This is a genomic window from Bradyrhizobium sp., from assembly GCF_030646015.1.
In the GTDB taxonomy this organism is placed as follows: domain Bacteria; phylum Pseudomonadota; class Alphaproteobacteria; order Rhizobiales; family Xanthobacteraceae; genus Bradyrhizobium.
Genome location: NZ_JAUSLT010000174.1, coordinates 62,627 through 86,701, shown reverse-complemented (window position 1 = coordinate 86,701; position 24,075 = coordinate 62,627). Strand labels below are relative to the sequence as shown.

The window sequence follows — 24,075 nt, the reverse complement described above, 5'->3', positions numbered from 1 at the left end:
GGCATCACCGACGGTCGATCAGGACTCGGTTGGGTGAGGGGTTTTGTCTCCGACCTCGCAATGCCGAAACAACCCCTCACCCGTCCGCGATGCTTCGCATCGCGGCCACCCTCTCCCACAAGGGGAGAGGGGAAGAACCCCGCAACTCACGTCTGTCGAACAGCATGAACACCCAGCTTCTGATCCAGCTCCTGGTCAACGGTCTCGTGGTCGGCACGCTGTACGGCGTGGTCGCGATGTCGTTCGTGCTGATCTACAAGGCCACCCAGGTGGTGAACTTCGCGCAGGGCGAATTGCTGCTGGTCGGCGCTTGGGTCTGCTGGGCGCTGCTGACCAAATACCAGGTGCCGTTCTGGCTCGGCATGCCGATCACCCTGGTCTTCATGTTCGTGCTCGGCATCGCAATCCAGGTGGTGATCCTCCGTCCCCTGATCGGAGAGCCTATCATCTCGGTGATCATGGTGACGATCGCGCTGTCCACGGTGTTCTCCGCGCTGATGAAGTGGATGTTCGGCGTCAATCTGCAGCCGTTTCCCAGCGTCTTCGGCACCCAGAACGTCAACATTCTGGGACTGCAGGTGCAGACCGTCTACCTCATGAGTCTCGCGGTTTCGGTGGCGATGATGATCGGGATGGCCTGGTTCTTCCGCTTCTCGAAGTATGGCCTCGCCATGCGCGCGACCGCATTCAACCAGCAGGTTGCGCAATCGCTCGGTATCTCGGTCAAGAACGTGTTCGCGATGGCCTGGGCGATCTCGGCGACGGTGTCGGCGGTCGCGGGCGTGGTGGTCGCCGTGGTCAACGGCGTTTCCGCGGGTCTGGCATTCTACGGCATCAAGGTGTTCCCGGCGGCGATCCTCGGCGGGCTCGACAGCGTCGGCGGCGCGGTGCTCGGCGGCATCATCATCGGCCTGCTGGAAAACTTCGCGCACTTCCTCGACTCTGAGTATCTGCACTGGGGCAATCTCTACGAGATCGCGCCATTCTACGCACTTATCGTCATCCTGATGATCAAGCCCTATGGCCTGTTCGGCACCAAAGACATCGAGCGGGTATAATCAACATGGCAGGCTCCACCCTCATTCCATCAGGCGATTTCCGCACCAGCTACGCGGAAGATACCACCGTGTTCCCGACCCGTACCGGGCGCAACGCGATGATCGCCGGCATCGTGTTGATCTGTTTTGCGCCATATGTCCTTGGCGAATACACTCTCAGCCTGTTGATCCAGATCGGCATCTTCGGCATCGCAGCGCTTGGCCTCAACATCGTGGTCGGCTTCACCGGCCAGATCTCGATCGGCCATGCCGCCTTCTTCGGCTTCGGGGCGTTCACCTCGGCCTATCTGTCGAACCGGTTCGGCATCCCCGTGTTCTTCTGCATTCCGCTCGCGGGCGTGGTGACGGCGGCGGTCGGACTGGTGTTCGGTCTGCCCGCCGCGCGTCTGAAGGGACTTTATCTCGCGATCGCGACGCTGGCCGCGCAATACATCCTCTTGGATTTCTTCGCCCGGGCCGAATGGTTCACCGGCGGCAGCGTGCCGGCCAGCGCCGAGCCGTTCTCGATCTTCGGCTATTCGCTGCGCGGCGATAAGAAGTATTTCTACGTCGTGCTCGCCTATGTCGTGGTCTGCTACCTGCTGGTGACCAACCTGATCCGCTCGCGCGACGGCCGCGCCCTGATCGCGGTGCGTGATCACTATCTGTCGGCGGAGATCATGGGCATCAACCTGACCAAGTACCGCACGCTGTCGTTCGGCCTCGCCGCGTTCTTTGCCGGCGTCGGCGGCGCGCTCTATGCGCATTACAACCAGGTGGTCTCCAACGAAGGCTTCGGCATCGACCGCTCGATCATCTTTCTCGCCATGATCATCATCGGCGGCCTCGGCTCGATCATGGGCACGCTGATGGGTACCGCCTTCATGGTGCTGCTGCCGGAATCGATGGAGTGGCTGAGCGTCGCGCTGCGCGACAGCCCGATCGACCAGTTCCTGGGACTGAAGAACAACATCGCCTTCCTGCGCGAGATGGCGATCGGGATCATCATCATCATCTTTCTGGTGTTCGAGCCGGATGGGCTCGCGCACCGCTGGCGACAGATCAAGGCCTACTGGAAACTCTACCCGTTCTCGCATTGAGGTTGGAACGGGACCGACTAGAAGAGAACCTCAAGAAAAGAACCGGAGGAATACGCATATGATCATGAAAGCTCTTCTCAGCTCCGCCGCATTTGCGGTGACGCTTGGCGGCATGTCCGTCGTCACGCCTGCGATGGCCCAGACGCCCATTCCGCTTGGAAATCTCGTCGATTATTCCGGCCCGACGTCCGACGTCGGAACGCCGTACGGACAAGGCATCGTCGATACTTATGCCTGGATCAACAAGAGCGGCGGCATCAACAAGACCAAGGTCAACCTCGATACCGTCGATTACGGCTATCAGGTGCCGCGTGCGATCGCCCAGTACAAGAAATGGTCGGGCGCCGACAAGGTCGCCGCCATTCTCGGATGGGGCACCGCCGACACCGAAGCCCTCACCGGCTTCCTCGCCGAAGACAAGATTCCCGACATCTCGGCGTCCTACGCTGCCGCGCTCTCCGACCCGACCGGCGCGGGCGGCAAGGCCAAGCCCGCTCCCTACAATTTCTTCTACGGTCCGAGCTATTCCGACGCGGTTCGCGGCATGCTGACCTGGGCCGCCGATGACTGGAAGGCCAAGGGCAAGCCCGGCAAGCCGAAATTCGTCCATATGGGCGCCAACCATCCGTATCCGAACGCGCCCAAGGCGGCGGGTGAAGCGATGGCGGCCGAACTCGGCTTCGAGCTGCTGCCGCCGATCGTGTTCGCGCTGACGCCCGGCGACTACAGCGCGCAATGCCTGACCTTGAAGAGTTCCGGCGCGAACTACGCCTATCTCGGCAATACCGCCGGCTCGAACATCTCGGTGCTGAACGCCTGCAAGGCCGCGGGTGTCGATGTCCAGTTCCTCGGCAACGTCTGGGGCATGGACGAGAACGCCGCCAAGGCCGCCGGCGCTGCCGCCAATGGCGTGGTGTTTCCGTTGCGCACCGCGGTGGCGTGGGGCGGCGACGCACCCGGCATGAAGACCTTGATGGAAATCTCCAAGATGTCGGACGCGGCCGGTACAGTCTATCGACCGGTGCACTACATCGCGGGCGTCTGTAGCGCACTCTACACGAGGGAAGCCGTCGAATGGGCCGCCAAGAACGGCGGCGCGACCGGCGAGAACGTCAAGAAGGGCTTCTACCAGAAGAAGGATTGGGTGCCGGCCGGCATGGAAGGCGTATGCAATCCGTCGACCTTCACCGAAAAGGATCACCGCGGCACGCTCAAGGTCGATCTCTATCGCATGAAGATCACGGGTGCGACCGATGCGCCGCTCAACGATCTCGTCAAGAACGGCGCGATCAAGCTCGAGAAGGTCAAGACCATCGACCTGCCGCGCAAGGCCGAATGGCTCGGCTGGTAAGCAACGGGTCGTCCCGCCGGGACGGCCGAACGCACTCCGCCGTCATCCCCGCCTAGTGCGCAATTGCGCACGGGGGCGGGGATCCAGTACGCCGCGGCTCCTCGGTTGAACGCAGGAGCCTCTGGAATACTGGATCACCTGCCTTCGCGGGTGATGACGGCAGAGAGTGTAGCGCGACTCTGTTGCTCTACTCACGACATCAGGATCACGGCATGACCGAAGCCACCGAAATCGACCGCCCGCCAAAAGCGGCGGCACCAGCCATTGCCCCGCTGCTCAGCGTGCGCAACATCGAGGTGGTCTATGACGACGTCATCCTGGTGCTGCGGGGCCTGAGCCTTGATGTGCCGCAGGGCGCGATCGTGGCGCTGCTCGGCGCCAACGGCGCCGGCAAGTCGACCACGCTGAAGGCGATCTCCGGATTGCTCAAGACCGAAGACGGCGAAGTCACCCGCGGCGAGATCGTTTTCAACGGCGAGCGCATCAACGGCATCGATCCCGACAAGATCGTCCGCCGCGGCATCTTCCAGGTGATGGAGGGCCGCCGCATCATCGCCGACATGACGTCGATCGAAAATCTCAAACTCGGCGCCTACACCCGCAGCGACAACGAGATCGGCGCCGACATCGACCGGGTGTTCGAGTATTTTCCCCGCCTGAAGGAGCGCACCGGCCTTGCCGGCTACCTCTCCGGCGGCGAGCAGCAGATGCTGGCGATCGGCCGCGCGCTGATGGCGCGCCCGAAGGTGATCCTGATGGACGAGCCGTCGATGGGACTGTCGCCGCTGCTGGTCAAGGAAGTGTTCGGGATCATCAGCAAGATCAACCGCGATCTCGGCGTCACCATCCTGCTGGTGGAGCAGAACGCGCGCGCCGCGCTCTCGGTGGCGAGCCACGGCTACATCATGGAACAGGGCAAGGTGGTGCTCGACGGCTCGGCTGACGAGCTGCGCGACAATGAGGACGTCAAGGAGTTCTACCTCGGCGGCGCCGGCGACCAGCGCAAGAGTTTCAAGAACCTGAAGAGCTTCAAGCGAAGGAAGCGGTGGCTGTGATGCCGCGGGTGCTCAACAGAGCACCGGGGGTGCTCAACCGAGCACCCAGGGTGCTTAAGCCAGCACCTGTTCGGCTTCCGCGACCGCGCTGAGGACATGATAGAACGAAGACGCAGGGATCGTGGCGACCAGCGACGCACCGTCGCGATCGAACTGGTCGTACCAGCCGCCCGCGACGGGGTGCCGGAGATAATGTCGCTCGAGCCGCGCCAGCGCCATGCGCGCTTCATCGGCGGCACCGGCCTCGCCCGCCTCCGCCTGCGCGATCCACGCCTTGGCCATCTCGGTCTGCGGCCACAGGCGCCGCGTGTGCCTTCTTATGTTGCCCTCGGCGTCGCCCTCATCGACCAGGCAGCCGGTGGCCTCGTCGCGATAGCGCAGCATGGTTGCGAGCAGTTCTCCGCGAGGACGCCCCGTCGGGCAGCCCGTGATCCGTTCAAATCCCTTCAGCAGCCAGACCCACTCCGCCTGATGCCCGGGCTCGACGCTGACCGGCTCGATCCTCGACCAGTCTTCCTCGAAATACTCGCCCAGCACCCGTTTCTGCTTGTCGTAGAGGTTGGCGAGAAACAGCGCGAAGAAGTCGCCGGCGCGGTTCTGGAACACCGGCTCATGGGTCGCATCGAAGGTCGCGATCATGGCTTCGAACAGATGCATATGCGGGTTTTGCCGGCGCGGCATCGACGCCGGCAATCCCTCCAGAAAGCCGCCATGCGGCGAGCACAAATGCGCGTCCAGGAACGACAGCAGCGCGTCGATTTCAGCGCGGACCTGGGCGTCGCGGTCGAGCGCATAGACACTGGCGAGCGCCAGCAGCACGAACGCATGGTCATAGGTGTCGCGAAGCGGGTCGAGAACCGCGCCATCGGGCGTCAGGACATGGACAAAGCCCGGACGGCCGTCGGGGGCTTTCGCTCTGGTCAGGAGATGATCGAGGCCCTTGAGGGCGATTTCGCGGCCTTCGGGATACCAGCCCATCTGCGCGGCCTTGGCGAAGCAATAGATCTGCCGGGTCTGCACCAGGACGCGACGGGGCGCGAGACGATCGGCGCGGCCATCCTGGTCGAGCCGGTCGATGAAGCCGCCGGTCGTCGAATCCCAACCCTCTTTCGACCACAACGGCAAAGCGTGGTCGATCATGCGCAGCTTCAGTCTCGCGACGATGTCGACAGAATCCTCTGCCGCGGCGGTTTGTCCTTCAGCCATTCCGTCAGCCAATCCGTCAACCAGCCCGTCTGTTGGGGCAACTCCGACACCGGGTGCCGCCGTCTGATACCACGTGCGAGGCGGTGCGCAATTGGCTCGAACACACAGGACCAGCCATGACCGACCACTACGATGCCCTCGAGACACGCCAGCCCGCCGAGCGCGAGGCCGAGCTGTTTTCGCGGCTGCCGGGGGTGCTGCGCAAGGCGATGGCGGCACCGGCCTATGCCGAACGCCTCGCGGGGATCGATCCCGCCGGCGTCACCAGCCGGGCGGCGCTGGCGGGGCTGCCGCTGCTGCGCAAATCCGATCTCCCGGCCCTGCACAAGACAGCCCCGCCGTTCGGCGGCCTCGTCTCGGGGCCTCCAGGCTCGTTTGGGAGGCTGTTTACCTCCCCGGGTCCGATTTTCGAGCCGGAGGCTACCCATACCGACCCCTGGCGCGGCGCCCGGGCGCTGTATGCCGCCGGGTTCCGGCCGGGGGACGTGGTGCTGAACACCTTCAGCTATCACCTGACCCCGGGCGGCTTCATCTTCGATGCCTCGGCCCGCGCGCTCGGCTGCGCGGTGATTCCCGCCGGTCCCGGCAATACCGAGGCGCAATTCGAGCTGATCGAGGCCTATCGGCCGGTCGGCTACAGCGGCACCCCGGATTTCCTCAAAATCCTGCTCGACGCCGCGGCAGCCGCCGGGCGCGACGTCTCCTCGATCAAGCGCGCGCTGGTGTCGGGGGCGGCATTCCCGGCGTCGCTGCAGCAGGAGATCAAATCGCGGGGCGTCGATGCCTACCAGGCCTTCGGCACCGCCGATCTCGGCCTGATCGCCTTCGAGACCTCGTCGCACGAGGGCATGGTGGTCAACGAGGACCTGATCATGGAAATCGTGCGGCCCGGCACCGGCGATCCCGTGGCCGAAGGCGACGTCGGCGAGATCGTCGTGACCTCGCTCGATCCCCATCACCCCTGGATTCGACTGGCGATCGGCGATCTCACCGCGGCGCTATCAGGCCCGAGCCCGTGCGGCCGCAGCAACATGCGCATCAAGGGCTGGATGGGCCGAGCCGACCAGACCACCAAGGTCAAGGGCATGTTCGTGCGGCCCGAACAGATCGCCGAAATCGGCAAGCGTCATCCGGAACTCGGCCGGTTGCGGCTCGTCGTGACCCGCGAGGACGAGGCCGATGTGATGACGCTTCGGTGCGAATGCGCGTCGCCCGGCGGCGGGCTTCAGGACGAGATCGCCGCGACGCTGCGCGCCGTCGCAAAACTCGGCGGCCAGGTCGAACTGGTCGGCCCGGGATCGCTTCCCAACGACGGCAAGGTGATTACCGACGAGCGCGGCTCAAGATGAACGCGTTGTCGGCTGCGCTCGGCCGGTTACTTCTCGCGTTGCGCCTGCGCAACAACGAGATGGTGTTACGCCGGATTTCCCGACCGCCGCCACACCGTGGTATTTTGAGACGCAGCATAGGTGCGCTCAACCTTTGGGATGGTCCATTGCGGCGGCGTGTCGCCCCGGCGAATCATGCCGATGTAGAAGAATGAACTCTCCTTCGTCAGCGTGGGGAAGTCGCCGTCGGTGAAGACGATCTCGAGGCCGGATTGCTCGATCATTTGACGAAAGGTTTCGACCGTCGAACCGCGGTTGTTTTCCTGCAATACGACGACACCGCCCGGGGTCAGAAACTCGCCGATCGTTGCAAAGAATTCCCGGTGAATTCGCCAATCCGGGTCGTGCGCGCGCAAGTCGCCGATATACTGATCGATGAAATGCGGAGGATTGCTGACCACCACATCCCATTTCTCGGAGCGGGGTATGTTCTTCAGATTATCGGACTGGTAGACAGAAACCCGATCTTCAAGACCGTTCACTCGCACGGTATTTCCGCAGGAAGCCACGGCTTCGGGATTGATGTCGGCCACACAAAGCGTCTCGCACAGGCCGTTGCCCAGCAATGAAAAGCCGATGAATCCCGGGCCGCAGCACCATTCGAAGATGCGCTTTTGCCGCGGCATCCCGCGAGCGTTGAAGTAGGAAATGAAGTCCTGTCCGAATTCGGTCCCACCGCCGTCAAGCTCCTCCCGATAACGGATCGCAATGCCCCCATAGCGGACGTGGCGCGACGGTCGCAGTTTCCGCAACAGCGGCCGGAGGTAGCCGTGCTCGATCCGCTTCCAAAGCTCTGACATCTGCCGCTCCCTGCGCATTCGCTTGTCGAAATTCTAGGCTGATTTCGTCAACCGGTAGGGGCCCAGGAACAGGACGTCGAGGCCCGAGCAGAAATAGGTGTGCAGCGCCTCCAGCGGCGAATTCACCGTCGGCTGTTCGTTGATGTTGAGACTGGTATTGATCAGGATTGGAACCGAGCTTGCCTTTCCGAATTCGCCGATCAAGCGGCTGTACATCGGATTGGTTTCCGAATGGACGCTCTGAATACGAGCCGTCCCGTCGACATGAACCACGGCCGGAATCATCTGCTTGACCATATCATTGACCGGGAACGTGACGACCATGAACGGCGCATCGAACGCATCCTCGAAATATTCGCTCTGGCGCTCGTACAGCACCGACGGACAGAACGGACGAAACTCCTCGCGATACTTGATGCCGAGATTGATCCGGTCCTTCATGCCGGCGGAGCGGGGATCCGCCAGGATCGAGCGGTTGCCGAGCGCGCGCGGTCCGTACTCCATCCTGCCCTGAAACCATCCCACCGTCTTCTGGTCGACAAGATCGGTCACGCAGCGGCTGACCGGATCGTCGAGCACTTCGTAACGCGCTCCGATCTTGTCGAGCGTGTCCCTGATCACGTCATTGGAATATTCCGGGCCCCAATAGGCATGGGTGAGCGGCGCGATCTTGTGGCCGGCTTCGGCGCATTTCATCATCGCCGCGCCGAGCGCGACGCCGGCGTCGTGGGGCACTGGTGGAACGTAAAGCCGGCCGACCGACGGCTCCGCCGCGATCTCCATGTTCATTTTGCAGTTCAGCGCAACCCCGCCGGCCAGGCATACATCGGCGCAGCCGGTCGCCTCGATGGCGGAACGAACCACCTGCGTGGTGACGATCTCGAGCTGCTTCTGGCCGCTGGCCGCGATATTGGTGAACCGCTGATCCAGCGCCTCGCCGCGAATCCGGCGGGGACCCAGGATATCCTCGAGCTTCTCGGTAAAGATCCGTTCCTGTCGCGTGGAAAAGTCGCTGGTGTAGATTTCGGCGTCGCGCTGACGCTTGTCCAACGCTCCGTCGAGTTCGTAGTCGATGCCGTTTGGACGCAGGATCGAGGCGAATTTGTCCAGATATTCCGGGCTTCCATAGGAGGACAGTCCCATGACCTTGTATTCGTCGTTGGTCATCTGATAGCCGAGATATTGCGTGAGCATCCCGTAATAGAGACCAAGGCTGTTGTGGCGGCCGAAACGGGTGAGCACCCGGAAATCATTGCCCTTCATGTGGGCGACCAGGCCTGAACTGGAATCGCCGGAAAAATCGAAACAGGCCACGGTGGCTTCCGGGAATCCGGATCCGTAGAAGCTGCTTGCCGCGTGACAGAGGTGGTGATCGTAAAGCTCGATCTTCGGACTGTAGCCGAACTGGTACTTGAAGTATTCCGTCAGGCGCTGGCTGTAGTTCGTGTAGGTCTTGAGCGGCGAGCAAATCCAGTCGACATCCCGGATGGTGATGCCCGCTTGCTTGAGACAATAGCCGATTGCACCGCGCGGCAGCTCGCCCCGCGCATGCTTGGCCAGCGTAAAGCGCTCCTCTTCGGCTGCCGCGACCAGCTCCCCGTCCCGGAGCAAGACTGCCGCACCATCATGGTGGCCATGCTTGATCCCGGAGCTAATTCCAATCACGTACATTCGTTTGAACCTGCTGGCGGGACCAAGGAGAGGGGGCGTCGGAAAAAGGGATCCAAGGGCGGTCGCACGATGTCCCGGACATCGAACCGCACGGGCTTGCGTGGCGTTCTATATTAAGAAAAGCTCTCGGAAATCAAGGCGTTTGTGCAAATTTGCAGCCCCGCGACACGCATGCCGACAACGCGCCTCGGCGGCCGGATCACAACTGGTTCCATGCCAGTTGCTGATATCTCCCGATGCGGCATGATCCCGCCACGCGGCGTCGGGCGAATCTCACGCAGACGCCGGTGATATCGCCGTCGCAGGCTGGGCGCGGAAGGTCTCCCTCAAACCGACGGCGGCACCCAGGAATGCGAACAGAACCCCGTCCCGGCTGAGACGTCCATGCGCCAGGCTTATGAGGACCACATAGGCGAGGCTGCACAGCACGAACCTTGACGCATTGTCATATCTGGCCAGCGGCAGTATCGAACCAACCGCCACCGCTATGATAAGAAAAAGCAGCGACCCGCCCAGCCAGCCAAACTCGACCGCTGCCTGGAGAATGGAGTTGTGAGCCTGGGTCCCCTTGATGCAGGAGAACTCCATGAAGGTGTCGAGCCCGGTTCCAATCCACCCCGATCCTGGGATCAGAAAAACTGCATCCTGTATGAGCACTTTTCTGATCAAGATGGAATTCAGAGGACTCACCTTCAGATTGCAGCTCGGCGCCTTCCCCGGTGCGACAGAGCCGGACGATTCCAGGCTGCCGGACGATCCTGCCTTGTCAGCCAGCCCCGTATTGCCAGACGGCAACTCAATCGCTGTCGGTCGCTCTACTGCAAGAACCAGAGATTGTTTGGCCTTGTCGGACCGGGAAAACAAGCCGGCAGCGATTGCAACGAGGATCACGAGCGCAATGGCGACGACGTGTCTGCGCTGTCTGGCTTCGCTCAAAATGGTTGCCATGCACAAAGCGCCGGCGAGAGCAATGAATGTGAAGCGCACCAGCGACGCCGTAAAGACGATCATCGGCAGAAAAATCAGCGCGGATATGAGAACGGTACGTCGCGTCGTCAGCTCGCCGGTAGTGACAAGCGCTATGACGAAAATGCTCAGCGTTCCCAGAAAATAGGTTCCTGCCGCGTCGAATCCGAAAACGAGCGGTCTCCAGTCTGCACTATTCCACTGCCGCAAGAGCGCATTCCCCGTCGCGATCGTGCCCAGCAGCGCGACAATGCCGACTACCCAAGTAACGAGAAGCGTCCTGCAAGCATATCTGCCCCCGATATCAAGCGGCAGGCCGGATAGGCGGCCAGCGAAAGCGCAAGCAGCTGGTACTCTTTTGCGTTCGTCGTCCATCCGTTGATCACGGACGATGACGCGATGCAGAGCACGAGCGCGAGCGCGAGGAAGAGATAATCGGCGGGCAGCAAGACGATGTCGCGCCGGAAACACAGCAAGCCTACCGCTATCGTGGCAAGCATCAGGACGGCACCGGTAACCAGACTGTTGCCCGGACTTCCTGTCATGCCAAATCCGAGAACCAGGACGGAATTCGGCGCAATCAAAATGGCAAAAGCCGCACCGAACACGACCTGGCGCAGGACGTTGGACGACATGACATTCGGCATCGCGGATGCAGGCTTGCCCAACGGCAAAGACATGATACTTGACTCCAACCCCGGTCGACTCGCACGAGGCCCCTTATTTACCAGACAAGCGACAATGCCCGGCAGGAAATAACAATGGGTGACGACGACCGAAGCACGGAATATAACGAGCTTCGCCGCCGACGCTAAACGACTAAACGATACGTTTTGCCCTCCCGATGCCGTCGATATCAGGGCAGACGGCAGCGACTTACCCCCTCCAGGAACCATATTCCGGTGCAGGGCAACCCAGAGGTTCCGATGCGAAGCGTTCTGATCACCGGCGGCGCGGGCTTCATCGGCCAGAACCTGGTCCACGCATGGCGCGCCGGGCAGCCGATCGATCGGCTGGTCGTGGTCGACGCGATGACTTACGCCGCCAATGTCCGAAGCCTCGAGCCGCTGATCGCCGATCGAAGCATTCTGTTCGTCAAGGGCGATATCAAGGATGCGGCACTGATGCGGCGGCTGTTCGAGGAACACGAGTTCACGCACGTCGCCCATCTTGCGGCGGAATCGCATGTCGACCGTTCCATCGCCGATCCCGAAGCGTTCCTGCAAACCAACGTGCTCGGAACCTTTACACTGCTCAGGGCCGCGCTCGACGCCTGGCGTTCGGCCGGAACGCTCGACCAGAGCCGCTTTCTCCATGTATCGACCGACGAGGTCTATGGCTCGCTTCAATTGACCGACCCGGCGTTTTCGGAAGCGTCGCCGTACCGCCCCAATTCGCCTTACGCTGCCAGCAAGGCGGCAAGCGACCACCTCGTGCGCGCCTATGTCGAGACCTATCGCCTGCCGGCGCTGATCACCAACTGCTCGAACAATTACGGCTCCTATCAGCATCCGGAAAAGCTCATCCCGCTGATGATCATTCATGCGCTGGAGGGCCAGTCGCTGCCGATCTACGGCGACGGCTCCAACGTCCGCGACTGGCTGCACGTATCCGATCATTGCGCGGCGCTGATGGCCGTCATCGAGCGGGGTCGCGTCGGAGAAACCTACAACGTCGGCGGCGGTAACGAGCGCAACAACAGGGACGTCGTCGGCCTGATCTGCGACACGCTCGACCGCGCCTTCGCCGCCGATGCCAATCTGGCGTCGCGATTTCCGGCATGCCCCGCGGCATCGGGGAATTCCTGCCGCGCGCTGATCAACTTTGTGACGGACCGGCCCGGCCACGACCACCGTTATGCCATCGACGCCAGGAAACTGGCCGGCGAACTCGGCTACCGATGCAGCATCGACTTCGATGCCGGCCTCGGCCAGACCGTCCAGTGGTATCTCGACCACGAAGACTGGTGGCGCGAGATGACCAGCGGCGCCTACAAGGACTGGATCGACAAGAATTACGGCTTCAGGATCGCGGTCTAGACAGTCATGCGCATCCTCGTCCTCAACGCGGACTATCCGCGCTTTCTGGCTTGGCTCTATCGCCGCCAGCCCGGGCTCGAAAACACTTCCTATGACGCGCAGATGGCCGCGCGGAATGCCAGCCTGTTCGGCGTCGCTGATTTCTATTCCAGGAATTTTGCGGCGTCAGGGCATCCCGCGGCGGAAATCCACGTCAACAATCCGTGGCTGCAGTCGGCCTGGGCGCGCGAGCACGGCATGACGGTCGAACCGGCGCCGCCGCCAGGCGCAGCCGCGCCGCGAGCGCTACCCGGATGGCTGCAACGCGCCGTCACGCCGTTCAAGCCGCTACTGCGGCCGCTGGCCCGAAAGGTCGGGCTGAGCCCGTCGCTCGACACCGAGGCCGAGAATATCCTGCTCGCCCAGATCGAGGAGTTCCGGCCGGACCTGATCATCAACCAGGACACTTTCCATGTGAACGCCGGCCTCGTGCGCCGCATCAAGGGCATCGGTCGCCCGATCCTGATCGGCCAGATCGGCATCGAGCCATCCCGCGGCGAGGACTGGAGCGTCTACGATCTGATGATGTCGCAGATGGCCGCCAACGTGAATTACTTTCGAAGCCTTGGGGTTCGGGCCGAAGTCAATCACCTGGCCTTCGAACCCGCCGTCCTCGACGCCTTGCCAACAGCGCCCGCGGCGGATATCGACGTTTCCTTCGTCGGCACCGTATCGGCCGATCACCGGCTGCGCATCGCATTGCTGGAGGCGGTCGCGAGACGATACGATCTCAAACTGTTTGGCAGCCGCCCGCACGCGCTTCCGGACGCCTCGCCGCTGCATCGCTGCTTTCAGGGCGAAGTCTGGGGCGCGGACATGTACCAGGTCCTGAGGCGCTCCCGCATCACCCTCAACTCGCATATCGATTTCACCGGCCAGAAAGCCGGCAACATGCGGTTGTTCGAGGCGACCGGCGCCGGGACTTTTCTGTTGACCGACTTCAAGGACAATCTCCATACGCTATTTGAGCCCGATCGCGATGTCGCCGTGTGGCACGGAATCGACGACTGCCTTGACGGCATCGACCGCGCACTACGCAATGAGCAGAGCCGCACCGATATCGCGCGCGCCGGCCAGGCCCGGACGATGGCGCAGCATACTTTTCGTCATCGTACCCAGGAGATCCTCGGATTCGCCGAACAAGCGCGAGCGCGGCCATGAAGCTTCCCCGTATCATCAGAAAGATTGGCGGCCGTATCATCAAGGCGACGCCGATCCTGCGACGTCAAATCCTGTTCTCGACCGACTATCGGGTGCTGGCAGGCGTGGAGGAAGCGAGAAGGGCCGCAGCATCGTCCGGCGGATGGCTGGCCGCGCGCACGGTCGCCCGGCAGGAGCGCGCCTATGACAGCCTGATCGCCGCGATGAAGCGCGGCGATCCGCGGCGCGATTTCCAGGTCGCGGCGGAAGCGATTACGGCGACCGGCATCCCGCATCCGCGGCTGCTCGATGTCGGCTGCGGCAGCGGCTATTATTCCGAGGTGTTCTCGACCCTGCTCCGGGACGGCGTCGATTACACCGGCGTCGACTATTCCGATGCCATGATCGAACGCGCCCGCGCCCGCTACCCCTCGGCATCGTTCGAAGTCGCCGATGCGACAAGGCTGCCCTATCCGGACGGCGCGTTCGACATCGTCTTTAATGGGGTGTCGCTGATGCACATCATCGACTATCAAGCAGCTATCCGCGAAGCCGCGCGCGTCGCGGCGCGTTACTGCGTTTTCCACAGCGTGCCGGTGTTCGATGATTACCGGACCACCTATTTGAGAAAGTACGCGTACGGTGCACCGGTCGTCGAGGTCGTCTTCGGCAGGCAGGAATTGATCTCGCTTTGCCAGAGCGCGGGGTTGCAGCTCTTGCAGGAGTGGCCCGGCATCGCCTACGACGTATCCGCTGTCACCGGGCATCGCTCAGGCACCGTGACCTACCTGTTCGCTCTCTGATCAGAGCGGGGCAATCACCGTCCGCACATAGGGCCCGATGACGTTATCGAGCAATGTCATCGCCTTGATCTGGGACAGGCTTGCCCATCGATAGCTCGACTGGTTGATCTCAAGCCGGGCCGAATCCTCGACAAACAAGATCATGTTCTCATTGGATTTCTGCCAGAACCGGCTTCCCTCCTCGTTGTGTTTCGATCTGTAGACTACGCGGATGTCTTCTGAAGCGTCGAGGCATTCCGCGAATGGCGCGCGCCGGGCGCCCTTCAGGCCGCGAAGATTTTCCCAGGTGCTCTGGATCGTCGGGCAAAATTGCAGATAGCCGATATTGCCCGGATCGGCCTTGGCTTGAAGCAAGAACTCGACGCCCTTGTCGGGCGTCTCGCGGCAAAGCAGAGCCAGAACGCCGCCTTCCGACTGCGTGAAGATCGGTTGGTCCCAGCCGGATATCTCGCGTAATCCCGGCGCGCTCTTGACCCTGACGCCCTCGATCCGAAAAAACTGACCCGTCGCGCTGGTGATATTGCCATTGTCGGCCTGCTGCCAGTTGGCGACATCCCGAAGCGGGATCAGATGGGCCGAAAACGGCACATCCTTGCGCCGCGCCTCGAGCCATTCCAGCAATTCCGAGGGATCCCGGGGCTCGACAATCAATGAGGCCTGCAAGCGCTCGCGCAGCCAGCCGATATGTTCCTGACCGGCCATCAGATCGCCGCTCTTACGACTGCAACGACCTCGTCCACTTCCTCGTCCTTCAAATGCGGATAAATCGGCAGCGAAAAAATCCGTTGGGCTTTCTTCTCCGCGACCGGGAACTGCCCCGCCCGATAGCCCAGATCCTCGTAACCCCTCATCAGGTGGATTGGCCACCTGTACTGGACGCCACATTTCAGACCGCGGGCATCGATGCGCTGCAAGGTCGCGTCGCGGTCACCGGGAGTTTCCACCACGAAGAGATGATACACATGCCGGCCATAGGCGTTTTCCGTTGGCAGCCGCAGTCCGCTGCCCTCGAATCCCCGCCTGTACTGACTGGCAATGTGACGACGGCGACCGATCCAGCCATCAACCCTGGGGAGCTTCAGCGCGAGAATCGCCGCGTGAACTTCGTCGAGCCGTGAATTGTAGCCGTGTCGCTCGGCATAATAAGTTTCCTCCATGCCGTAAAAGCGCAACGAACGGGCCAGACGAACGACCGCTTCATCGTCGCTCAGCACCATGCCACCGTCACCATAGCCGCCGAGCAACTTGGTCGGATAGAACGAAAACGTTGATGCGGTCCCGATGCTGCCACACCTGCGGTTCTTGTAGAGGGCGCCCTGCGACTGTGCGCAATCTTCGATCACCTTCAACCCGTGCCGCGTTGCGATCGCCATCAGCGGATCGAGATCGACACATTGGCCGTACAGGTGGACCGGAATGATCGCTTTGGTGCGCGGCGTGATCGCGGCCTCGATTTGAGCGACGTCCATCAGGAAATCCTCGTCCCTGATATCCACCAACACCGGGCGGGCGCCGAGAATCTGAATCGCGGAGACCGTCGGCACCGCGGTGTTCGGTACCGTAATCACCTCGTCGCCCGCGGTAACCCCTGCCGCCGCCAGCGCGATATAGATCGCGTCCGTCCCGCTGTTGACCCCGACTCCGCCGCTCACCCCGACATAGCCGGCCATCGCGCGTTCGAAGGCGACGCCTTCCGGCCCGAGAATGAGCTGGCCGGATTTGAAAACCCGGTCAACCGCGGCGAGAACCTCGTCCCGCAATTCATCATACTCGCGTCGATAGTCCCAAAATGGAGGTAACATCAGTCACCGGTTTTTGCACAGAACTTGACTTCGCAGACGTATAGATCAACAAACAATAGAATTAACAAGCCTCGTTGGCAGTGTCGATGTTGAGAATCTAACCTGCAATACTGGCCCTGCGCGGCCATTGAAGCATAGTTGCTGGAAACCTTCATGACCGTTCGCGATACCCTTCGTCACATAAAGAGGCGGCTGACGGGTCATCGGATATTTCCGATTCTGAATTTCCCAAACCGAGCGATTTCCACCTGGTTGAACTATATTTGGCCGACGGTTCGCGCCTGGATTACCTGGCTTTTCAAGTCTCACGAGGAGAGCAATTTTACTTACGCGCTGACGGAGCGCTGTCAGATAAACTTCATTGCGGGGCTATCGGGCATCTTGAACCGGAGTCCGGACGTCATCCGGGAATACCTGAGCGAAATTCAGGATGACGCGGACTTCAGGAGTCACATAACCGACCTACTGCCGACACATCCGGATCGGTATCGCACGGACCTGGAACCGCACGTCGGCAGAAGGATGGTATGGTATGCGGTCGTGCGCGCCACCAAACCCAAAGTCGTGGTAGAAACCGGCGTCGATCAAGGCATGGGCGCAGTTGTGCTGTGTGCAGCACTGAAGCGCAACGCTTCCGAAGGCCATCCAGGAAGATACTTCGGAACGGACATCAACCCGCTCGCCGGCTATTTTCTCAAGGGCGCGTACGCAGAGTTCGGCAAGGTTCTGTACGGCGATTCTCTCAAATCTCTTGAAACGCTGGACAAGATCGACCTGTTCATCAATGACAGCGACCATAGTGCCAGCTACGAACAAGCCGAATACGAACTGGTCAAGAACAAACTCACCCCCCGCGCGATCGTGCTGGGCGATAATTCCCATGTCACGTCCGAACTTGCGGAATTCTCCATGCGCCATGGACGCCGGTTCAGCTTCCTTCCGGAGGAACCGGCCAACCACTGGTATAAGGGCGCCGGAATTGGCATCTCCACTTCAGGTGTTCCCAGTCTCGGCGCCTAGTGCGCCTTGCCGCGAAAGACAAGAAACGCGCGCCCGGTCGCGATATCCAGCAACTGAAACAGCCGGATGCCGACGCTGCGTACCTTGTCGGCCAAGAACTGCTTGATGTCGCCGACGGCCGAGCGGCGGTGGGGCTTGGCGCCGGAAAGCTGCAGGACCGGATCGACTGCGCTTTCGATTTGCAGCAATTCATCGATGTAGGGCTGATAGATGTGTTGGCGCATGTCGCCGGAGAAAGGTGCGCGATACCGACGGTGGCTGTTGAAGATGAACCAGCCCCAGCCCTTCTTCACGCCCTGGAAGTGAAAGAATATCAGCGGGTGCATTGCGTCGATCATCACCCTGTTGTCGCGAAAGTCGATCTGGTAGTTTCCGACATTCCAGGGCGCGAGATTTGCGCCGACATTTTCGATCACTTTGACCCGCGAAGACAGCCCCGGGAAGGAGTCGAGATAACCCTGATCGGCAAAGCGACCACCATCGACGTAGTCATGGCACCACTCGATGCATTTCTCCCGCCACCACATGATGACGGAGATGCCGTCAGGATCATTGCGTGCTCCCACCCACCCGACATTGTAGGTTCCGAACTTTCGCAACCTTGCCATCCTGGCCGTAAAACGATGCGGAATTATCGCGACCGAGGCATCCTGCAATTCCCGGTAGATCACTTCTGGTGACTCGAAAAAGAACAGATCGCCATCGAGATAGGTTACCCATTCGGCCTCGGGCTCGTTCGACATTACGAAACGCATCCAGGCCGGTGAGCAGGTGAAGTAATACTCGATTAGGCTGCGCGCCGATCGGGTTGCCGCGACCTCGCGATCTTCAGCTTCAAACTGCGCGAGCGACCGAAGGATCAGATTGGGCAGCGCGAGCTTTGTTAGGGTTCCGTAACACTGCTCGTTTAAGCAAAGTACCCACAGCTGCGCGCCCGGCGCATGCCGCTGCAGCGAGTGATAAAGTGCAAGTCCACGCGACAGGTAGTTGTGATCGAAGTAGGTGCAATAGACGCGCTTTGACATGATGCCTTGTCAGTTAAGTCGCGGAACGCACCGGGCGATGGCGGAAACGGCGCGGCCAAAGCGTCGCAACGCCTAATTCGTATAACACCAGCCCTGAACTCGCAATGCGATCGAGCACCCCAGGCAACGCATTGATATTGCTAAATTAATACAGTTTCGAATGCCGGATGGCGAACGGCCCGGCCGTGATCACCGGACTGCATCTGACATGAACGTTTTGAGATGCGCAAACGCGCGTGCTAACGAGGCAGCCCTGAGTTTAATCCATCGCAATGCGAAGAGTTTGGCGTATGAAGCGCAAGGGAATAGTTTTGGCCGGGGGCCGGGGAACGCGGCTCTATCCGCTCACCCTGGCCACGTCGAAACAGTTATTGCCTATCTACGACAAGCCGTTGATCTATTATTCGCTGACCACGCTGATGCTCGCGGGCATTCGCGAGCTCTTGATCATCACCACGCCGGAAGAAATCTCGCAATTCCAGCGCCTGCTCGGCGACGGGAAGCAATGGGGGATCGAGCTGTCCTATGCGATCCAGGATCATCCCGGCGGAATAGCGGAAGCCTTCCTGATCGGCAGGGAGTTTCTCGCCGGCGACCCGTCGGCGCTGATCCTCGGCGACAACATTTTCTATGGCGACAATTTGCGCGCGCTGTTGCGCGATTGCGCGAAGCAAACCCGCGGCGCAACGGTGTTTGCCTGCTGGGTCGACGACCCCGAGCGTTACGGGGTAATCGAGTTCGACGCCGCGCATCACCCGTTGCGGATCGTCGAAAAGCCGATGGCGCCGAAATCGAACTACGCCGTTACCGGCCTGTATTTCTATGACGAGCGGGTGGTCGACGTCGTCCGCGAGATGAAGCCGTCGGCGCGTGGCGAGCTTGAGATCACCGATCTGAATCAGTGGTACCTCGAGCGCGGCGAACTTCATGTCGAACGATTTGGCCGCGGATATGCATGGCTCGACGCCGGCACCCATGAATCGCTGCTCGAAGCTTCGCAATTCATCCACATCGTCGAGAAACGCCAGGGCCTGAAAATCGCATGTCCGGAGGAAATCGCCTTTGCCCAGGGGTTTATCGATGCGCAGCAACTGCTGCGGCTTGCCGAGCCGATGAAGGGCACCGCTTACGGGCAATATCTCATTCGCCAGGCCGGTCTTTCGGCATAACGGCTAACGCGGGATTGCCGCGATCAACCTGTTGCGCCAACTCGCCCGGGCCAACGGGCTTGCAACGAGGGCTACGACAATCAGCCACAGCGTGCACTCGCCTGCAAAACGAACCAGTCCGGTTCCCGGCACCCACGACCGGATCATCGCGCCTAGCGCCCAGCCTCCCGATGTCACGAGAATCATGATCGCAGCCAGAAAGGCGACGTGCTGAAGCGGCCGCTGCAGCGTTTGCCTGATGATGATGATTCCCAGCAGCCCGAATTGAATGAGAAGGTCGCTCGCGACGACCGCAATCGCGGCGCCAAGCGGACCCATCGGCTGGATCAGCAGAGCCGACAGCAGTAGAAAGACGGCGAGCTGGAGCCCCTTCGTCCGCACCAGAAGGTCGCCGCGATTGCTGTAGTTGGCGTAGACCAGCGCCAGGATCGACGGCGCAATGACGCTGGTGCCGATCAGCAAGGTGGTCGCGAGCAACGAATCATAGGGAATGGCACCGTGGGTCCAGAGCGCGAAGAAATCCGGCCAGAACGGCAATAGTCCGGACACCACGATGCTCGCCTGCAGGGTCACGAACACCGACCCTCGCGCATAGAGGCTCCGCAGCTGGTCCTTCAGGCCGACGGCATAATCGTGGCCAAGCTCGGCGGCGAGCGGCAGCGTGGTCGCAACGCAGAGCGCCCGCAGCAACCCGGCAACCACCCGGGTGAGGCCCCACTGCGCCACGGCGACGCGATCTGATACCACTGCACTGACCATCAGAACCGGAAGGTTCAGCAATGCCAGCTCCGTGGCGCCAGCCACGGCGAAGGGAACAGCCCTGCGAAACTGGCCGGCAATCCAGAACCATGATGGCTTCGCCCGTACCCCGCGCAGATACGGAAATTGGCGGGGCGCATCGAACATCAGAAGATAGATCGCGACAAGCACTTGCGGCGCTGCAAACGCAATGGCGACCGCCAGCAGACTCCCCGTGGCGGCGATCGCGACCAGCTGGCCGATCTGCCCGACCAGCAACGCCCAGTTCTGGAGTCGTCCCGCGCGACCGTAGAGTCCGCGCGCACGATACAAGCCCGACACCAGGCCGGACGGCAGGGTCAGCAACATGCCGCCGGCCATCACGAGGAAGGCCGCGTCAAAACCGGAAACGGCCCGAAACCCCAGCACCGCTGAGGGCGAAAGCAGCTGCGCGCAGCCCAACAGGAGAACGACGAGAAATCCGGTAAACCCGAGATAGATCCGCAGCATCGCCGCGTAGAAGCATGCCGTCCGGCCGTCGCAGTCAACGCTCGACTTGAGCCCGAGAAAGCGGTTGATGGTGCGAAACTGGAGGCCGCTGTCGGCAATTAGAACCAGATTGCCGACCGCGTAGACGACGAGCCAGGCGGCCAGAACCTCGCTCGTCCAAAAATGCAGGAACACCGGAACGAGGGCGATCTGCTGGGTCACCCCCAAAATCATCTGGAACAGATTGGCGGACCACCCCGCGAACAGGCGCCGCGCCCGGGTCAAGACGGTCATCGGCGCCCCCTCGGCGGAGCGCCCCTTGGCAGAGTATCGATCAATGCCGAAATCCCTCGCGATCACAAGCGGCTAACAGCCAATCAGAGGATTGTCGATAGTGGGATGGTCACCTATACCACACTGGCTGCAGGACTGGACCGCTTGCTGGCTCAGGCGCGTCCAAACTTCCCTTGTCACCGGAGACCCCTGAATGCCCTCTCCCCGCGCCTCGCAGGCCCTGTCCCGCTTCACCGTGCTCGATCTCACCCGCGTCCGCTCCGGGCCGACCTGCGTCCGGCAGCTGGCGGACTGGGGCGCCAATGTCATCAAGATCGATGCGCTGATGGAGGACGCTGCCGGCGAGCAGCCGGGCGGCCCGCGCGGCGGTTCCGACTTCCAGAACCTGCACCGCAACAAGCGGGCCATGACCCTCAACCTGAAGGACGCCAGGGGCCTCGAGGTGTTCAAGCGGCTGGCGGCCAAGGCCGACGTGGTGGTCGAGAACTTCCGTCCCGACGTGAAGGCCAAGCTCGGGATCGATTACGAGAGCCTGCGCAAGATCAATCCGCGCCTCGTCTATGGCAGCATCTCCGGCTTCGGCCAGGACGGTCCCTATCACAAGCGTCCCGGCTTCGATCAGATCGCGCAGGGCATGGGCGGGCTGATGTCGATCACCGGCGCGCCGGGCGAAGGCCCGATGCGGGTCGGCATTCCCGTGGCGGACCTTACCGCCGGGCTGTTCTGCGCCACCGGCATCCTGACCGCGCTTTTGGAGCGCGAGGTGTCCGGCGAGGGCCAGTGGGTGCAAACCTCGCTCTTGCAGGCGCAGATCTTCATGCTGGATTTCCAGGCCGCGCGCTGGCTGATGGAAAAGGATGTGGCAAAACAGGCCGGCAACAACCACCCGACCAGCATTCCCACCGGGGTGTTCAAGACTTCCGACGGCTACATCAATATCGCCACCACGGGCGGGCGGATCTGGGAGCGTTGCGCGCAGGCGATCGGCGCGCCCGAGCTTCTCAGCAATCCGGACTATGCCACCGCGCCGGCGCGCTCGAAGAACCGCGACGCGCTGAATGCGGTGATCGGAAAACTCACCGAGAAGAAATCCACCGACACCTGGGTCAGCGAGCTGAACGCCGCCGGCGTGCCCTGCGGCCCGATCTATTCGATCGACCAGATGTTCGAGGACGACCAGGTCAAGCATCTCGGCATCGCCCAGGACGTGCCCAATGCCGAGAACCGCCAGATCCGTCTGGTCGGCCAGCCCGTCACGCTGTCGCGCACGCCCAGCAGGATGGCGGCGCGGCCGCCGGAATTCGGCGAGCAGACCGACGAGGTGCTGGCCGAGTTCGGCTTCGCCGCGAGCGAGATCGCGGAACTGCGGCAAGCCAAGGTGGTGTGAGGTTCAAGCCTTCGCCGGTCGCATCAGCCGTCCTGCACCGGCAAACACCCTTTCGATGACAGGCCAGAACAGCAGCACGATCGCCAGCGTGGTGATCGAGCCGACCAGGCCGTTCGACCAGAACACCTTCATGTCGCCGCCGGCGCCGATCATCGACAGCCGGAACGCATCCTCGGCGCGGTTGCCGAGCACCAGCGCCAGGGTGAACGGCGCCAGCGGAATGCCGATCTTCTTGAAAACATAGCCGACGACGCCGAAGCCGAGCATCAGCCAGATGTCGAACATCGCGTTCTGGATCGCGTAGGCGCCGATCGCGCAGGACACCACGATCATGGGGGCAACAGCGGCGAACGGCACCCGCAGGATGGAGGCAAAAATCGGCACCGTGGTCAGTACCAGCACGAGGCCGACCACGTTGCCGAGATACATCGAGGCGATCAGGCCCCAGACGAAATCCTTGTGCTCGACGAACAACAGCGGACCGGGGTTGAGACCCCAGACCATCAGCCCGCCGAGCAGGATCGCCGCGGTGCCGGAGCCGGGAATGCCGAGCGCCAGCATCGGCAGCAGCGCCGCAGTGCCGGAAGCATGCGCGGCGGTTTCCGGTGCGAACACGCCCTCGATGCGGCCCTTGCCGAAACTCTCGGGATCCTTGGAAAACCGTTTTGCCAGATTGTAGCCCATGAAGGATGCGGCGATCGCGCCACCCGGGGTGATTCCAAGCCAGCAGCCGATGAAGGAGGAGCGCAGCAGCGTCACCCAGTACCTCGGCAGCTCTCTCCAGACCTTCAGCACCACCTTCAGGCTGATGCCCGCGGCATGGCCCCGCAGCGCCAGCCGCTCCTCCATGGTCAGCAGGATTTCGCTGATGCCGAACAGGCCGATCACGGCGACCAGAAAATTGACTCCCCGCAGCAGATCGTTGGAACCGAAGGTCATGCGCAGCTGGCCGGACACCGTATCCATGCCGATGCCGGCCAGCAGCAGGCCGAGCGACATCGAGATGACGGTCTTGTGCTTGGCCTCGCGGCCGAGGCCTACGAACGAGCAGAAGGTCAGGAGATAGACCGAGAAAAATTCCGGCGGCCCGAATTTCAGCGCGAAGGACGAGATCATCGGCGCCAGGAAGGTGATCAGCAGCACCGCGGCCAGCGAGCCGATGAAGGACGACGTGAACGCCGCGGTCAGCGCTTCCGCCGCCCTGCCCTGCTGCGCCATCGGATAGCCATCGAAGGTGGTCGCCACCGACCATGCCTCGCCCGGAATATTGAACAGGATCGAGGTGATGGCGCCGCCGAACAGCGCGCCCCAGTAGATGCAGGACAGCATCACAATCGCCGAGGTCGGGTCCATGGTGAAGGTCAGCGGCAGCAGGATCGCGACGCCGTTCGGCCCGCCGAGCCCCGGCAGCACGCCGACGAAAATGCCGAGCACGAGGCCGACCATCATCAGCGTCAACGTCTTCCACGTCAGCAGGACGGCGAAGCCGTGCATGAGCAGGCCGAGAGCTTCCATGGCGATTTTTCCTAGCGGCCCAATTTCCTAGCGGCCCAAGT

At 61.9% G+C, this 24,075-nt stretch carries 21 protein-coding genes; 11 read left to right on the top strand and 10 right to left on the bottom strand.

Annotated elements, in window-relative coordinates:
- The first annotated feature begins 164 nt into the window (after positions 1 to 164).
- The 4 genes from Q7T45_RS25760 to Q7T45_RS25745 all read left to right on the top strand — a co-directional run bounded on the left by Q7T45_RS25760 (position 165) and on the right by Q7T45_RS25745 (position 4,543).
- Positions 165 to 1,058, top strand: coding sequence for a branched-chain amino acid ABC transporter permease (locus tag Q7T45_RS25760; RefSeq protein ID WP_304874697.1), 894 nt, complete (start codon positions 165 to 167; stop codon positions 1,056 to 1,058).
- Positions 1,059 to 1,063: 5 nt separating this feature from the next.
- Positions 1,064 to 2,137, top strand: a complete 1,074-nt coding sequence (locus Q7T45_RS25755; RefSeq protein WP_304874695.1) for a branched-chain amino acid ABC transporter permease — start codon at positions 1,064 to 1,066, stop codon at positions 2,135 to 2,137.
- A 58-nt stretch (positions 2,138 to 2,195) separates the two neighbouring features.
- Positions 2,196 to 3,488, top strand: a complete 1,293-nt coding sequence (locus Q7T45_RS25750; protein ID WP_304874694.1) for an ABC transporter substrate-binding protein — start codon at positions 2,196 to 2,198, stop codon at positions 3,486 to 3,488.
- A 212-nt stretch (positions 3,489 to 3,700) separates the two neighbouring features.
- Positions 3,701 to 4,543 carry an ABC transporter ATP-binding protein gene (locus Q7T45_RS25745; RefSeq protein ID WP_304874693.1) on the top strand — a complete coding sequence of 281 codons (843 nt, stop codon included), beginning with the start codon at positions 3,701 to 3,703 and terminating at the stop codon, positions 4,541 to 4,543.
- A gap of 54 nt (positions 4,544 to 4,597) precedes the next feature.
- Here Q7T45_RS25745 and Q7T45_RS25740 read toward each other — a convergent pair whose 3' ends face one another.
- On the bottom strand, positions 4,598 to 5,749 hold the full coding sequence (locus Q7T45_RS25740) for an AGE family epimerase/isomerase (protein ID WP_304874691.1): 1,152 nt from the start codon (positions 5,747 to 5,749) through the stop codon (positions 4,598 to 4,600).
- Positions 5,750 to 5,865: 116 nt separating this feature from the next.
- Here Q7T45_RS25740 and Q7T45_RS25735 point away from each other — a divergent pair, with 116 nt between their 5' ends.
- Complete coding sequence (locus Q7T45_RS25735; protein ID WP_304874689.1) at positions 5,866 to 7,098, top strand: phenylacetate--CoA ligase family protein; 1,233 nt, start codon at positions 5,866 to 5,868, stop codon at positions 7,096 to 7,098.
- 65 nt (positions 7,099 to 7,163) lie between these two features.
- On the opposite strand, the gene Q7T45_RS25730 is transcribed toward Q7T45_RS25735, so the two are convergent.
- From Q7T45_RS25730 to Q7T45_RS25715, 4 genes are all read right to left on the bottom strand, one after another.
- Entirely contained in the window at positions 7,164 to 7,937 is a 774-nt protein-coding gene (locus tag Q7T45_RS25730) for a methyltransferase (protein WP_304874687.1), read from the bottom strand.
- A 33-nt stretch (positions 7,938 to 7,970) separates the two neighbouring features.
- Positions 7,971 to 9,608, bottom strand: coding sequence for a carbamoyltransferase C-terminal domain-containing protein (locus Q7T45_RS25725; protein ID WP_304874685.1), 1,638 nt, complete (start codon positions 9,606 to 9,608; stop codon positions 7,971 to 7,973).
- Between the two features lie 273 nt (positions 9,609 to 9,881).
- Positions 9,882 to 10,784, bottom strand: a complete 903-nt coding sequence (locus Q7T45_RS25720) for an O-antigen ligase family protein (RefSeq protein WP_304874683.1) — start codon at positions 10,782 to 10,784, stop codon at positions 9,882 to 9,884.
- A gap of 47 nt (positions 10,785 to 10,831) precedes the next feature.
- The gene (locus tag Q7T45_RS25715) at positions 10,832 to 11,254 is read right to left on the bottom strand and encodes a hypothetical protein (protein WP_304874682.1); all 423 of its coding nucleotides are present in this window, start codon (positions 11,252 to 11,254) and stop codon (positions 10,832 to 10,834) included.
- Between the two features lie 246 nt (positions 11,255 to 11,500).
- Here Q7T45_RS25715 and rfbB point away from each other — a divergent pair, with 246 nt between their 5' ends.
- Genes rfbB through Q7T45_RS25700 form a run of 3 tightly spaced genes read left to right on the top strand, consistent with a single transcriptional unit; the run spans position 11,501 to position 14,595 of the window.
- Positions 11,501 to 12,613 (top strand): dTDP-glucose 4,6-dehydratase, encoded by a 1,113-nt coding sequence (gene rfbB / locus Q7T45_RS25710; protein WP_304874680.1) that lies wholly within the window; start codon positions 11,501 to 11,503, stop codon positions 12,611 to 12,613.
- A 6-nt stretch (positions 12,614 to 12,619) separates the two neighbouring features.
- On the top strand, positions 12,620 to 13,813 hold the full coding sequence (locus tag Q7T45_RS25705) for a glycosyltransferase (protein WP_304874679.1): 1,194 nt from the start codon (positions 12,620 to 12,622) through the stop codon (positions 13,811 to 13,813).
- On the top strand, positions 13,810 to 14,595 hold the full coding sequence (locus Q7T45_RS25700) for a class I SAM-dependent methyltransferase (protein ID WP_304874677.1): 786 nt from the start codon (positions 13,810 to 13,812) through the stop codon (positions 14,593 to 14,595). Before Q7T45_RS25705 ends, Q7T45_RS25700 begins: the two co-directional genes overlap by 4 nt.
- Here Q7T45_RS25700 and Q7T45_RS25695 read toward each other — a convergent pair whose 3' ends face one another.
- On the bottom strand, positions 14,596 to 15,297 hold the full coding sequence (locus Q7T45_RS25695) for an NDP-hexose 2,3-dehydratase family protein (protein ID WP_304874675.1): 702 nt from the start codon (positions 15,295 to 15,297) through the stop codon (positions 14,596 to 14,598).
- Complete coding sequence (locus tag Q7T45_RS25690) at positions 15,297 to 16,397, bottom strand: DegT/DnrJ/EryC1/StrS aminotransferase family protein (RefSeq protein WP_304874674.1); 1,101 nt, start codon at positions 16,395 to 16,397, stop codon at positions 15,297 to 15,299. The genes Q7T45_RS25695 and Q7T45_RS25690 overlap by 1 nt, the downstream gene beginning before the upstream one ends.
- 153 nt (positions 16,398 to 16,550) lie before the next feature.
- On the opposite strand from Q7T45_RS25690, the gene Q7T45_RS25685 reads away from it, so the two are divergent.
- Complete coding sequence (locus Q7T45_RS25685; protein ID WP_304874673.1) at positions 16,551 to 17,417, top strand: class I SAM-dependent methyltransferase; 867 nt, start codon at positions 16,551 to 16,553, stop codon at positions 17,415 to 17,417.
- On the opposite strand, the gene Q7T45_RS25680 is transcribed toward Q7T45_RS25685, so the two are convergent.
- Positions 17,414 to 18,442 (bottom strand): hypothetical protein, encoded by a 1,029-nt coding sequence (locus Q7T45_RS25680; RefSeq protein ID WP_304874671.1) that lies wholly within the window; start codon positions 18,440 to 18,442, stop codon positions 17,414 to 17,416. The genes Q7T45_RS25685 and Q7T45_RS25680 overlap by 4 nt on opposite strands.
- A 290-nt stretch (positions 18,443 to 18,732) precedes the next feature.
- Between Q7T45_RS25680 and rfbA the strand changes: the two genes are divergently transcribed.
- The gene (rfbA, locus tag Q7T45_RS25675; protein ID WP_304874670.1) at positions 18,733 to 19,611 is read left to right on the top strand and encodes a glucose-1-phosphate thymidylyltransferase RfbA; all 879 of its coding nucleotides are present in this window, start codon (positions 18,733 to 18,735) and stop codon (positions 19,609 to 19,611) included.
- A 3-nt stretch (positions 19,612 to 19,614) separates the two neighbouring features.
- Here the strand turns inward: rfbA and Q7T45_RS25670 are convergent, their stop codons facing one another.
- Positions 19,615 to 21,132 carry a hypothetical protein gene (locus Q7T45_RS25670; protein WP_304874669.1) on the bottom strand — a complete coding sequence of 506 codons (1,518 nt, stop codon included), beginning with the start codon at positions 21,130 to 21,132 and terminating at the stop codon, positions 19,615 to 19,617.
- Positions 21,133 to 21,325: 193 nt separating this feature from the next.
- Here Q7T45_RS25670 and Q7T45_RS25665 point away from each other — a divergent pair, with 193 nt between their 5' ends.
- Entirely contained in the window at positions 21,326 to 22,519 is a 1,194-nt protein-coding gene (locus Q7T45_RS25665) for a CaiB/BaiF CoA-transferase family protein (protein ID WP_304874668.1), read from the top strand.
- Between the two features lie 3 nt (positions 22,520 to 22,522).
- Here Q7T45_RS25665 and Q7T45_RS25660 read toward each other — a convergent pair whose 3' ends face one another.
- A complete protein-coding gene (locus Q7T45_RS25660; RefSeq protein ID WP_304874666.1) occupies positions 22,523 to 24,034 on the bottom strand; it encodes a tripartite tricarboxylate transporter permease in 1,512 nt (503 codons plus the stop codon).
- Positions 24,035 to 24,075 lie beyond the last annotated feature (41 nt).